Origin of the sequence: Nocardioides conyzicola (assembly GCF_039543825.1) — a bacterium.
Classification (GTDB): Bacteria; Actinomycetota; Actinomycetes; order Propionibacteriales; family Nocardioidaceae; genus Nocardioides; species Nocardioides conyzicola.
Genome location: NZ_BAABKM010000002.1, coordinates 1405130 through 1416870, shown reverse-complemented (window position 1 = coordinate 1416870; position 11741 = coordinate 1405130). Strand labels below are relative to the sequence as shown.

The following is an 11741-nucleotide window of genomic DNA, read 5'->3' as shown; positions in this document are numbered from 1 at the left end:
CTCTAGCGGCGCGTGACCTGGAAGACCTGGCTGGTGACGTGGGTGGCGGAGCCGTCCAGGAAGCCACGGCCGTGAAGACACGCCCGCTGGGCGACCAGGGACGGGTCCGCGGACGCGTCGACGGCGGCGGCGCCGGCGACGTAGTGGTCGTAGCCGTGCCGCGCCACGACCGCGGCGGGACCGCCGTCGTCGAAGGCGACCGTCGTCTGCTGGACGGTGTCCGGGTTGTCGGCCCCGTCGAGCATCGGCACGATGTCGCCGCGGTGCTCGAGCGACAGCACGTGCACGCCGTCGGGGAAGCCGTCGACCTGGGCGGTCGGCGACCCGGCCGTGACCACGTCGGTGATCGCGAACCCGGTGTCGCGGCTGGCCAGCGCCGCGGCCTCCATCCCGCCGAGGGAGTGGCCCACGAGGAGCACAGGCTCGTGCGCGCCGACGCCGGCCCGGTGCATGGCGTCGAGGATGCCGCGTTGGTACGCCGTGTCCTCGCCGGCCGCGGAGCGCAGGTCGCCGCCGAGGTCGCGGACGTCATGGTCGGCGGTCCACGGCAGCGTGCCGAGGTCGTCGGTGCCGGGGAGGTAGACGACGTGACGGGCCCGGTCGGTGCCGCCGTCGAGCGTCTGGACCTCGATCGTGCCGTTGTCCCGCGAATCGGGGTCGGGCGACAGCGCCGCCACCTCCGACAGGTGGTCCACGAGCGCCTCGACCGAGTCGGGCTGACGGCCACCGGCGGGGACGACGAGGTCGGGCCGCCGGGTGGTGACGGCTGTGCCGTCGTCGTACGCCGCGGCCATGATCGCGGCCGCGGTGCGGTTGTCGGGGACGAGGACCGGCAGTGGCGACAGGCCGGTGAGGAGGCCGCCGCCGCCGTTGACCAGGTGCTGGAGCGCCCCCGGATGCTGCACGATCCACCGCTGGGCGGCGTCGCCCAGGCGTTCGCGGAGGCGCGGCGGCATGGTGTGCAGCGCGACGGCGCCCGCGGGGCCGGCGCCCCGGAGCGCGGCACCGGCGGCGAGCCCCAGCCGCCAGTCCAAGGTGTCCAGGGCGAGACCGACCGCGTCGTCGCTCGCCTCGAGGGTCGCCAGCGCGACGCGGACGAGCTCGGCCTCGGCCTCCCAGCCGACGGAGCCCGGCAGCAGCCCGTACGGCCCGTTGACCGTCGCGAGCAGCGCGCCCTCGGCGGCCGCGAACGTCGGCGGGGACAGCGGTGCCGAGGACACCAGATCCGGGTCGGCGAGCGCCCGGAGGACGTCTGCCGACCAGGACCTCAGCTCGTCGCCGGTCGCGTCGAGGACGTCGGCGAGGGCGCGCACCGCGTCGTACGTCGCGGCGATGCCGCCCGCACCGCCGGTGACGCGCGTGATGTCCGCGCCGCTCACAGCAGGCTCCCGAGGTCGTGCAGGACGCCGGCGACGGCGCCGCCGACCGACTCCACGGCGCCGGCATGGCGGTCGAGGGCCGCGGCCGCGTCGTCGTGCAGGTCGGCGGTCGCCGCGAGCACGGTCAGCTGGGCCGCCACCTGGGTCCGCATCGCGTCCGCGGCACGGCCTTGCCAGGGCACGTCGTCGGTGCGGCGTCGTACGAACGCGGCCTCGGCCCGGATCTCCTCGGCGCGCTCGCGCAGCTGCCGGGCCAGCTGTCGGATGCCGGTGGTGTCGGTGAGCATGGCGTCCCCCTTCGTCGTACGGGGAGGCTCGCCGGACGGCGACTGTGGAGAAACCTCAGCGGTCGAGGGCTGTGGAGAGGCGCTCGAGCGCCTCCTCGATCTCGCTGCCGGGACCGGCGAAGCTGAGCCGCACGAAGCGGCTGCCGTCGACGGTGTCGAAGTCGATGCCCGGCGCCACGGCGACGCCGGCGGTCTGCAGCAGGTGGTGGGCGAAGACCATCGTGTCGTCGGTGAGGTGCCCGACGTCGGCGTACACGTAGAAGGCGCCGTCGGCCGGGGCCAGCTCGGTGATGCCCAGCCGGGGCAGGCCGTCGAGCAGGAGCCGGCGGTTGTCCGCGTAGCGCGCGACGTGGCCGTCGAGCTCGGCGTACGACGCGTCGTCGAAGGCCGCCAGGCAGGCGCGCTGGGCGATCACCGGCGGGCAGATCGTGAAGTTGCCGGTCAGCACGTCGACCGCCCGCTGCAGGCGTTCGGGGACCAGCATCCAGCCGATCCGCCAGCCGGTCATGGAGAAGTACTTGGAGAAGCTCGAGAAGACGACCGCCTCGCGGCTGGTCTCCCAGGCGCTGCGCGCGAGGTGCGGCTCGGCGTACTCGATCCCGTGGTAGATCTCGTCGGAGATCAGCTGGATCTGCTGCTCCTCGCAGTACGACGCGAGGGCGGCCAGCTCGCTGGGGAGCAGCATCGTGCCGGTGGGGTTGGCGGGGCTGGCGACGACGAGCCCCTGGAGGTCGCCCAGCTCCTGGAGCTGGGCGACGGTCGGCTGGAAGCGGGTCTCCGGGCCGGTCGGGATCTCGACCACCTCGCACCCGAGCGCGGTCAGGACGTTGCGGTAGCAGGGGTAGCCGGGTCGGGCCATCGCCACCCGGTCGCCCACGTCGAACGCCGCCAGGAACGCCAGCAGGAACCCGCCGCTGCTGCCGGTCGTCACCACGACCTCGTCGGGCGTGACGTCGATCCCGTGCGCCCGCTTGTGGTGCCGCGCGATCGCCTCGCGCAGCTCGAGGATCCCGGCGGCCGGCGTGTAGCCCAGCGGGTCACCCGAGTCGAGCAGCCGCTTCGCCTCCTCGCGCACCGGCACCGGTGCCCCGGTCATCGGCTGCCCGGCCAGCAGGTTGAGCATGTCGCCGTGGGTCCGCTGCCGCGCCGCCGATGCCGCCAGCAGGTCCATCACGTGGAACGGCGGCACGTTGGCCCTGCTCGCCACCCGGAGCCGGTCGGTCATGGGGCGAGCGTACGGGGGCTGCGGGTTTCACCGGGTAGCCGGTGAAACCCCCGCAGCGTGACGCCCCGCCCGCCGCCCGAAGAACGACCCCTCGCCGAGCTGCGTGCCGGAGCAGTAGCCCTTGCCGTCCTGGGCGATGTTGGACGCGCAGGCACCGGCGGCGTACAGGCCGGGGATGACGGAGCCGTCGGGACGCTGCGCCTCGCCGTCGACCGACACCCGGACGCCACCGAGGGTGAAGCCGGCGTAGATCGCCTTGCCGAGCCGCAGGTCGAAGACCGCCCACGGGCCGGTGCCCTGGGGCGCCAGCCACTCGGCGCCCTTGTGGAAGTCGAGGTCCTCGCCGGCCTCCGCCATCTCGTTGTAGCGCTCGAGCGTCGCGGCGACCGACCCGCTCGGCAGTGACAGGGAGGTCTCCAGCTCGGCGATCGTCTCGAAGCCGTCGATCAGCGGCACCAGCGGGAACTTCGGGTACTCCACGTGCTCGCTGTCGACGATGAGGTACGCCGTGTGGTCGGGCTGCTCCATCACGAACTGCGACGTCCGCGAGTGGTAGCAGTCCTCGGCCACGAAGCGCTCCCCGGAGGAGTTGACGATGAAGCCCGTCATCAGGGCCGACGGCGGGTAGAACGGCGCCGTGATGAACGGCTCCTCCATGTGCTTGAGCTCGGCGCCGACCGACGCCCCGAGGCGGATGCCGAGCCCGTCGTCGTAGGTCGAGCCCAGGGTGAAGGGCTTCTCGGCCAGCGAGGGCGTGTACGCCGCGACCATGTCGGGGTTCATCACGAAGCCGCCGGCGGCGACGACCACGGCCGAAGCGGCGATCGCGCCGTGCTTGTCGAAGGACCGCCAGGCCACGCCGACCACGGCGCCGTCCTTGACGACGAGGTTGGTCGCCCCCGTCTCGTAGCGGACCTCGACGCCGGCCTCCTCGACGCGGGCACGCAGCAGGTCCATCACCATCTTGGTGCCCTCGGTGTCGCCCGGGACCGGCACCTTGTGGCCGCGCGGCGCCGGCACCGCCTCCTGCTTGAACGGCCACACCTTCTCGTTGCCGGTGAACATCAGCCCCTGCGTCCCGGGCTGGATCACCGCCTTCTCCGGGTAGTAGGAGCGCTCGAACTCGAAGCCCAGCGCCTCCAGCCAGTCGAAGTGCTCGACCGAGCCGTCGCAGTACGCGCGGATCTTGTCGTGCTCGGGCTCCTTGGAGACCGCGACGAGGTACTTGTACATCTCGTCGGGCGAGTCCTCGTGCCCGGTCGCGACCTGCACCGCCGTCCCGCCGCCGAGGTAGAAGTGCCCGCCGGACATCGACGAGGTGCCCCCGTGCACGGCCGCCCGCTCGAGCAGCAGCACCCGTGCACCGGCCCGGGCCGCCTCGAGCGCCGCGCAGCCGCCCGCGATCCCGAAGCCGACCACGACGACGTCGTACCGCTCGGGCTCGTCGCCCAGCGCGGAGGCGGGCAGGACGTCGGGCAGGGCGGTACCGGAAGTGCTCATGAGGCAAATCTAGAACAAGTTCCAGTTCCACGCGCGGTCGGCAGGCCAAGAGGTCGCGTCCCGCGCCGATAGACTGCGTACCCGCCGCCCCGACGAACGCCGAGGTGACCTGTGTCTTTCAATGTCCACGAGCTCGACACCTTCGTGCTCGTCGGATCTGCGGTCACGCTCCTGGCGATTCTCGCCGTCCGACTCTCGTCGCGTGCCGGGCTGCCCAGCCTGCTGATCTACCTCCTCATGGGCGTCGCCCTCGGGGAGAAGGGTCTCGGCATCGAGTTCGAGGACGCCGAGCTCGCGCACGCCCTGGGCTTCGCGGCGCTCGCGATCATCCTGGCCGAGGGTGGTCTCACCACCAGCTGGCGCGAGATGCGTCCCTCGATCCGGCTCGGCGTCTCGCTGGCGACCATCGGGGTCGCGGTGTCGGTGACGGTCGTCGCGGTCGGCGCCCACTTCGTCCTCGGCCTCCCGTGGGAGCTGGCCCTGCTGCTCGGCGCGGTGACCTCGCCGACGGACGCCGCGGCGGTGTTCTCGGTGCTCCGCGTCGTGCCGCTGCCCAAGAAGCTCACCGGTTCGCTCGAGGCCGAGTCCGGCCTGAACGACGCTCCGACGGTCGTGCTCGTGACGCTCGTCGCGTCCGGTGCCGTCGACGAGCACGGGCCGCTGGCGCTCTTCGGGATCATCGGCTACGAGCTCGCGGCCGGCACCGCGATCGGGCTCGCCGCCGGCTTCGGCGGTGCGTGGGTGATGCGTCGCGCGGCGCTCCCGTCGTCCGGTCTCTACCCGCTGGCCGTCCTCTCGCTCACGTTCCTCGCGTACGGCGTCGCGACGTCCGTCCACGCGTCCGGGTTCGCCGCCGTCTACGTGTCGGCGCTGGTGCTCGGCAACATGGAGCTCCCGCACCGGGCGGCCACCCGCTCCTTCGCCGAGGGTGTCGCCTGGCTGGCCCAGATCGGGCTGTTCGTGATGCTCGGGCTGTTGCTCTCGCCCAGCCGGATCTCCTGGGAGACCGTCGGGCTCGCCGTGCTGGCCGGCCTGATCCTGACCTTCGTCGCCCGCCCGCTCTCGGTGCTGGTCAGCTCCATCGTGCAGCCGATGCCGTGGCGCGAGCTGGGCTTCATCTCCTGGGCCGGGCTGCGCGGCGCCGTACCGATCGTGCTGATGACCATCCCGCTCGCGGAAGGGATCGACCAGTCGAAGCGGCTCTTCGACATCGTCTTCGTCATGGTCGTCATCTACACCCTGCTGACCGGACCCACGCTGCCCCTGGTCGCCCGGGTGCTGAAGGTGGCCCGTCGCTCCGAGCCGCGGGGGCTCGAGGTCGAGGCCGCCCCGCTCGAGCGGATCGCGGCCGACCTGCTGCAGGTGACGATCAGCCCGGTCTCCCGGATGCACGGCGTCGAGGTCGGCGAGCTGCGGCTCCCGCAGGGGTCCTCGGTGTCGATGGTCATCCGCGACGGGAGGACGATCATTCCCGAGCAGCGCACGGTGCTCCGGCACGGCGACGACCTGCTCGTCGTCACCCCGCGCAAGCTGCGGGAGAAGACCGAGGAGCGGCTGCGCCAGATCAGCGAGCACGGTCGGCTCGCGCAGTGGCTCGGCGAGAAGGACCGGCGTCCGCGCTGAGCGGTCAGGTCACCGGCGGGCTGCAGATGGTGGCGTCGCTCGCGGCGCGCGCGGCCCCCGCGCCCTTGGCGAGGGTCTTGAACCCGTCACCGACGATGACGGTGACCCCGGCGCCGGGACCGTCCCGGCGCTCGATCTTGGGGTGGTCGAAGTAGCTGGCGACCAGGCGTACGTCGGGGTTCTTCGGCGTCGTCGTCCAGATCGCGATCGTGCTCACCTTCGCCGACGCCGCGTTGCCGGCGTTGCCCTTCGCGAAGCCCTCGTCCGTCAACAGCTGCATGGTGCGCCCGGCCAGGCCCTCGCGGCGGCCGGCGTTGTAGACGCTGACGGTGACCTGCTGGGGGTAGACCTTCTCGCCCGCGGCCACGTCGGTGTCGACGCAGACGGCGCTGTCGACCTTCGCCGGCAGCGGCTTCATCGCGGCGTTCCACCCCCACAGGGCGGCGAGGACGAGCAGCACCCCGAGCGCCACCAGGGTGAGGGCGGTCCGCATCGGCTGCGTCATCAGCCCTCCATCGTGTGCACGCGCGCGTGCAGGATGTTGCGCTGCTGGAGCGCCGCGCGGAGCGCGCGGTGCAGGCCGTCCTCGAGGTAGTACTCGCCCTGCCACTCGACGACGTGGGCGAAGAGGTCGCCGTAGAAGGTGGAGTCCTCGTCGAGGAGGGCGGCGAGCTGGAGCGTGTCCTTCGTCGTGACCAGCAGGTCCAGGCGGATCTGGCGCGGCGGCACGTCGGCCCACCCACGAGACGTCAGTCCGTGGTCGGGGTAGGGCCTCCCGACGCCGACGCGCTTGAAGATCACGCCGCGACTATAACGACGACGGTCGTCCGCGGGTGCGGCCTCCGCCGGGGTCCGCCACTTTCGGGCGGGTCCCCGGCGGGGCGTCGCCTGGGGTCAGGCCGACCAGCGGATCGCGTCGTCGATGGTGTCGGCCAGCGCGTGCACGCCGCGCAGGTCCTCCCGCTCGACCATCAGGTTGGTCAGTGCGGCGGAGTGGCGCAGCCGCAGCAGCGCACGCTGCTCTGCGACGCGGTCGATCGGCGTTTCAAGGGTGAGCTGCTCGTCCATCGGGACCTCCCGGATCAGGTGTGGTGATCAGTTCGTCGTCCGGCCGCCGGTGGATGGGACGGCCTGACAGGACAAGATTGGATCGTTCACATCGCCGGGAGGTTGACCCTGCGTTACATCCAGGTCAAACGTTCGGCTGTTCTGGTCGGGAAAACTAGAATACGTTCTAGTTTTGTGGACGACATCACCGCGATCAGCCAGCTGAAGTACCGCTACCTGCGCACCCTGGACACCAAGCAGTGGGACGAGTTCGCCGACTGCTTCGTCCCCGACACGACGGGCGACTACAACGGCCTGCTCTTCGACAACCGGGACGCGCTGGTCTCCTACATGAAGGAGAACCTCCCTGAGGGCTTCCTCACCATGCACCAGGTGCACCACCCCGAGATCGAGGTCGACGGGGACACCGCGACGGCACGCTGGTACCTCCAGGACAAGGTGATCGTCCCGGCCTTCCAGTTCATGCTCGAGGGCGCGGCCTTCTACTCCGACCGCTACGTGCGGACGCCGGAGGGCTGGCGGGTCGCCCACACCGGCTACCGCCGTACCTTCGAGGTCACCTACGACCTGAAGGACCTGCCCGGCACCAAGATCAACGGTCCCGGCGAGCACACGCACGTCTGAGGGCTGCGGCCCGCTACATCGTCGGGTCGGACCACGCCATCTGGACGACCTCGACCCCGCGGTCGCGCGACACCAGCCGGCCACGGCCGGCGGGAGCGGGCTGCGGCTTCTGGTTGCCGATCAGGTAGCCCTCGTCCGGGCTGCCGGAGAGCAGCAGGCCGGGCATGGCGAGGTCGCGGAGCGACTGGATGACGGGTTCGTAGAGCGCGCGCGACGCACCACCGGAGCGCCGGGCCACGACCACGTGCAGGCCGACGTCGCGCGCCTGGGCGAGCAACGGGGCCAGGGCCAGCGCCGGTGAGCCCTGCTGGGTCGCGACCAGGTCGTAATCGTCGATGAGCACGTAGACCTCCGCGCCCGACCACCACGACCGGCCGCGCAGCTGCTCCTGCGTCACGTCGGGACCGGGGATCCGGCCCTCGAGGTACGTCGCGAGGTCCTGCAGCCCCGGCTGCGCCTGGGTGCTGGAGGTCAGGTAGCTCAGCAGGTAGTCGTCGGGCACCTCGCCGAGCAGCGAGCGCCGGTAGTCCACGACCACCAGCTGCGCCTCCTCCGGCGAGCGGGTGCGCATGATCTCCTGCGCGTACGCGCGGAGCACGTTGCTCTTGCCGGACTGGCCGTCGCCGAAGATCAGCAGGTGCGGCTCGGCGTCGACGTCGAGGCCGATCGGCCCCAGGTCCTTCTCGTTGATCCCGAGCAGCAGCTGCTTGGCGCCCGCGATCTCGGCCCCGAGGCTGCGCACCTCGTCGAGCGAGATCTGCTCGGGCAGCAGCCGCAGCTTGGGCCCGGACGGGCCGGACCAGGCGGCGGACACCTGCTTGATCAGGTTCTCGACCCCGTCGCCGAGGGTGTCGGCGTCGCCGATCCCGTCGACGCGCGGCAGCGCCGCGAGGAAGTGCAGCTTGCCCTGGATCAGGCCGCGACCGGGTCGCCCGGTCGGCACCAGCGCCGCGACCTTGCGGTCGATCTCGGAGTCCATCGGATCGCCCAGGCGCAGCTCCAGCCGGGTGCCGAAGAGGTCGCGCATCGCAGCGCGGAAGTCGGCCCAGCGGGCGGCGCCGACGACCACGTGCAGGCCGAAGGTCAGGCCCCGGGTCCCCAGTTGCTGGATCTCGGCCTCGAGGTCGTCGAAGTCCGCGCGCAGCGTGCTCCAGCCGTCGACCACGAGGAAGACATCGCCGTACCCGTCGTCCGCCCGGCCGGCCGCGCGGCGCGACCGGTAGGTCTCGATCGAGTCGATGCCGTTGGCCCGGAAGTAGGCCTCGCGCCGGTCGACGATGCCCTGCACCTCGGCGAAGATCCGGCGTACGACGTCGGGCTCGGCCCGCGAGCCGACACCGGCGACGTGGGGGAGACCGGCGAAGGGCGAGAACGTGCCGCCGCCGAAGTCGAGGATGAAGAACTGCGACTCCTGGGGCGTCGTCGTCAGCGAGATGCTGGAGACGATCGTGCGGAGCAGGGTGCTCTTGCCGCTGCGAGGACCGCCGACGACCGCCGCGTGTCCGCCGGCACCGCTGAGGTCGATCGTCAGGGTGTCGCGGCGCTGCTCGCGCGGGCGGTCGACCGTGCCGAGCGGCACGACGAGACCACCGAGCCCGCGCCAGTGTCCGGACACCAGGCCGAGCTGCGGGTCGGGGGCGAGGTCGGCCATCAGCTCGTCGAGAGTGTCGGGCTCGTCGAGCGGCGGCAGCCAGACCTGGTGGGCCGCGGGTCCGTGACCGCTCATGTGGCGTACGGCGATCGCGAACAGCGACTCGCTCTCACCCTGGGTCGGAGCGGGGACCGGTTCGGACGCCGGGTCGGGGAGGTCGAGGCTCTGCACCTCCGAGATCGTGAAGGGCAGGATGCCGCGGACGTGGCCGCCCTCGTCGCGCCGGACCTGGACCTGGCTCGGCGGACCGGACACGTACGCCGACTTGAACCGCAGCATCGTCGACGGGTCGGGCTTGAGGTAGCCGAGGCCCGGGTCGGCGGGCAGCTCGTAGGCATCGGGCACGCCGAGCACCGAACGGGACTCGGTGGCGCTGAACGTGCGGAGGCCGACCCGGTAGGACAGGTGCGACTCCAGCCCGCGCAGCCGGCCCTCCTCGAGGCGCTGGGAGGCGAGCAGGAGGTGCAGCCCGAGCGAGCGGCCGAGCCGGCCGATCGCGACGAACAGGTCGATGAACTCGGGCTTCGCCGACAGCATCTCGGAGAACTCGTCGACGACGACGAAGAGCGACGGCATCGGGGCCAGGTCCTCACCCGACGTGCGTGCCTTCTCGTAGTCGCGGATCGACGCGAAGTTGCCGGCGTCGCGCAGCAGCTCCTGGCGCCGCACCATCTCGCCGGACAGCGCGTCCTGCATGCGGTCGACGAGGGTGAGCTCCTGCTCGAGGTTGGTGATGACCGCCGACACGTGCGGCATGTCGGTCATCCCCGCGAACGTCGCGCCGCCCTTGAAGTCGACCAGCACCATGTTGAGCTGCTCGGGGGAGTGGGTCATCGCGAGGCCGAGCACGAGGGTGCGCAGGAACTCCGACTTGCCGGAGCCCGTCGCACCGATGACGAGGCCGTGCGGGCCCATGCCCTGCTGGGCCGACTCCTTGATGTCGAGGTGGACGAGCGATCCCCCCTCGCCGAGGCCGATCGGCACGCGCAGCCGGTCGCGGGCGGGGCGTGGACGCCAGGCGCGCGTCGGGTCGAAGGAGTGCACGTCGCCGAGCGCTAGCAGCTCCATGAAGTCGGTGGGGCCGGCGATCTCGCCGGACGCGTCCACGGCTCCGGCCACGGTGTGCAGCGGGGTCAGCCGGCGCGCGAACGCCTCGGCCGTCGCGGTCGGGCAGGAGTCGGCACGGGCCCGGATCGGCTCCTCTCGCAGCCGCAGCGCGAGGATCGGGTGCCGTCCCTGGGCGTCGTCGGCGAGGTCCTCGTCGAACTGGATCCGCAGCCGGGTCGCGTCCTCGAGCTCGTCCCAGCGAGACGGCAGGTCGATGAGGGTGACGCCGTGCAGGCCGTCAGGGGGTACGACGTGGTTGCCGGGCGGCAGCTCGCCGCCGTCGATCACCAGCAGCAGGTGCGGGGTCGCCGCCCGCTCGTCGGCCCCGAACCGCGGGCGGTCGGCCAGGTCGGCGGGCAGCAGCCCGGCCAGGTCGGTCAGGGAGGTCGACACCATGCGCATCGGACCGACGGCGTCGGACTCGCGGGTGCTCTGGGCGTGGGGGAGCCACTTCACCCAGTCCCAGTGGGCGAGGTTCTGCTCCGAGCTGAGGACGGCGACGACGAGGTGCTCCGGGGAGTGGAAGGCGGTCGCCGAGCAGATCAGCGACCGGGCCAGCGACCGGGCGGGGTCCTCGGGACCGCACACCTCGACCCGGTCGAAGGCGCGCAGGTCGATCGAGGCGGGCAGGTCCGGCTGCAGCCGGTGCACGACGAGCAGCCGGTGCAGTGCGGAGGCGGCTGCCGGGTCGACCTGGTCGATGGGCGTGCTCTCGGGCGGGACCAGCTCGAGCGCCAGCGGCTGCGAGCACACGCCGTACCGGACATGGAGGAAGCCGGGGTCGGAGGTGCCGTGCTCCCACACCCGCGACCGCTCGTCGGCGAGGGACGGCAGGGCGGACGGGTCGGGGTGGTGCCAGGTGAGCGCGCGGCGCTGCTGGTTGGCGGCCTCGCGTGCGACCTTGCGGACGTTGGCGAGGTAACGGAGGTACTCGGTGCGCGACCCGGTCAGCTGCTGGGCACGCTGCTTCTTCTGCCGGTCGAGCTGCACGATGATGAAGCCGACCGTGGCGAAGAGGAACATGCCGGCGGCGATCAGGCCGCGGCCGCCGCTCGCCTTGCCCATCGTGGCGACGAGCACGATGGAGCCGAGGCTGCCGAGCATCGGGATGGCGTTCATGAGGACGCCGCTGGCGCCCTCGTTGGGCTCGATCTGGGGTGGCGGCTGGAGGACGAGCTGCCCGGTGGGCATCTCCGGTTCGTCCATGCGCGTGCCACGCAGCGTCGTCGTCAACGCGGTCCTCCCCGAAGTCCCTGCCCTGATCTGGGCCTGTCCAC

10 protein-coding genes are annotated in these 11741 nt (G+C 72.1%); 2 read left to right on the top strand and 8 right to left on the bottom strand.

Annotated elements, in window-relative coordinates; all coding sequences use genetic code 11:
- Positions 1 to 2: 2 nt before the first annotated feature.
- Genes ABEA34_RS09970 through ABEA34_RS09955 form a run of 4 tightly spaced genes read right to left on the bottom strand, consistent with a single transcriptional unit; the run spans position 3 to position 4391 of the window.
- Complete coding sequence (locus ABEA34_RS09970) at positions 3 to 1379, bottom strand: alpha/beta hydrolase family protein (RefSeq protein WP_345521099.1); 1377 nt, start codon at positions 1377 to 1379, stop codon at positions 3 to 5.
- Complete coding sequence (locus ABEA34_RS09965; protein WP_345521098.1) at positions 1376 to 1666, bottom strand: hypothetical protein; 291 nt, start codon at positions 1664 to 1666, stop codon at positions 1376 to 1378. The genes ABEA34_RS09970 and ABEA34_RS09965 overlap by 4 nt, the downstream gene beginning before the upstream one ends.
- A 55-nt stretch (positions 1667 to 1721) precedes the next feature.
- Positions 1722 to 2891: a pyridoxal phosphate-dependent aminotransferase gene (locus ABEA34_RS09960; protein ID WP_345521097.1), complete on the bottom strand. Its 1170-nt coding sequence runs from the start codon at positions 2889 to 2891 to the stop codon at positions 1722 to 1724.
- Between the two features lie 27 nt (positions 2892 to 2918).
- Positions 2919 to 4391: an FAD-binding protein gene (locus ABEA34_RS09955; protein ID WP_345521096.1), complete on the bottom strand. Its 1473-nt coding sequence runs from the start codon at positions 4389 to 4391 to the stop codon at positions 2919 to 2921.
- A 111-nt stretch (positions 4392 to 4502) separates the two neighbouring features.
- On the opposite strand from ABEA34_RS09955, the gene ABEA34_RS09950 reads away from it, so the two are divergent.
- Complete coding sequence (locus tag ABEA34_RS09950) at positions 4503 to 6014, top strand: potassium/proton antiporter (RefSeq protein WP_345521095.1); 1512 nt, start codon at positions 4503 to 4505, stop codon at positions 6012 to 6014.
- Between the two features lie 4 nt (positions 6015 to 6018).
- Here ABEA34_RS09950 and ABEA34_RS09945 read toward each other — a convergent pair whose 3' ends face one another.
- From ABEA34_RS09945 to ABEA34_RS09935, 3 genes are all read right to left on the bottom strand, one after another.
- The gene (locus ABEA34_RS09945) at positions 6019 to 6519 is read right to left on the bottom strand and encodes a LytR C-terminal domain-containing protein (protein ID WP_345521094.1); all 501 of its coding nucleotides are present in this window, start codon (positions 6517 to 6519) and stop codon (positions 6019 to 6021) included.
- A complete protein-coding gene (locus ABEA34_RS09940) occupies positions 6519 to 6815 on the bottom strand; it encodes a type II toxin-antitoxin system VapB family antitoxin (RefSeq protein WP_345521093.1) in 297 nt (98 codons plus the stop codon). Before ABEA34_RS09940 ends, ABEA34_RS09945 begins: the two co-directional genes overlap by 1 nt.
- 93 nt (positions 6816 to 6908) lie before the next feature.
- Positions 6909 to 7082 (bottom strand): hypothetical protein, encoded by a 174-nt coding sequence (locus ABEA34_RS09935; RefSeq protein WP_345521092.1) that lies wholly within the window; start codon positions 7080 to 7082, stop codon positions 6909 to 6911.
- A 174-nt stretch (positions 7083 to 7256) separates the two neighbouring features.
- On the opposite strand from ABEA34_RS09935, the gene ABEA34_RS09930 reads away from it, so the two are divergent.
- Positions 7257 to 7706 carry a nuclear transport factor 2 family protein gene (locus ABEA34_RS09930; RefSeq protein ID WP_345521091.1) on the top strand — a complete coding sequence of 150 codons (450 nt, stop codon included), beginning with the start codon at positions 7257 to 7259 and terminating at the stop codon, positions 7704 to 7706.
- Positions 7707 to 7719: 13 nt separating this feature from the next.
- On the opposite strand, the gene eccCa is transcribed toward ABEA34_RS09930, so the two are convergent.
- Positions 7720 to 11655 carry a type VII secretion protein EccCa gene (gene eccCa / locus ABEA34_RS09925; protein ID WP_345521090.1) on the bottom strand — a complete coding sequence of 1312 codons (3936 nt, stop codon included), beginning with the start codon at positions 11653 to 11655 and terminating at the stop codon, positions 7720 to 7722.
- Positions 11656 to 11741 lie beyond the last annotated feature (86 nt).

Excerpts from the sequence above, each read along its gene's own strand:
- ABEA34_RS09965 (WP_345521098.1), bottom strand. The coding sequence starts at position 1,666 with ATGCTCACCGACACCACCGGCATCCGACAGCTGGCCCGGCAGCTGCGC.
- ABEA34_RS09945 (WP_345521094.1), bottom strand. The coding sequence starts at position 6,519 with ATGACGCAGCCGATGCGGACCGCCCTCACCCTGGTGGCGCTCGGGGTG.
- eccCa (WP_345521090.1), bottom strand. The coding sequence starts at position 11,655 with ATGCCCACCGGGCAGCTCGTCCTCCAGCCGCCACCCCAGATCGAGCCC.
- ABEA34_RS09935 (WP_345521092.1), bottom strand. The coding sequence starts at position 7,082 with ATGGACGAGCAGCTCACCCTTGAAACGCCGATCGACCGCGTCGCAGAG.
- ABEA34_RS09960 (WP_345521097.1), bottom strand. The coding sequence starts at position 2,891 with ATGACCGACCGGCTCCGGGTGGCGAGCAGGGCCAACGTGCCGCCGTTC.
- ABEA34_RS09955 (WP_345521096.1), bottom strand. The coding sequence starts at position 4,391 with ATGAGCACTTCCGGTACCGCCCTGCCCGACGTCCTGCCCGCCTCCGCG.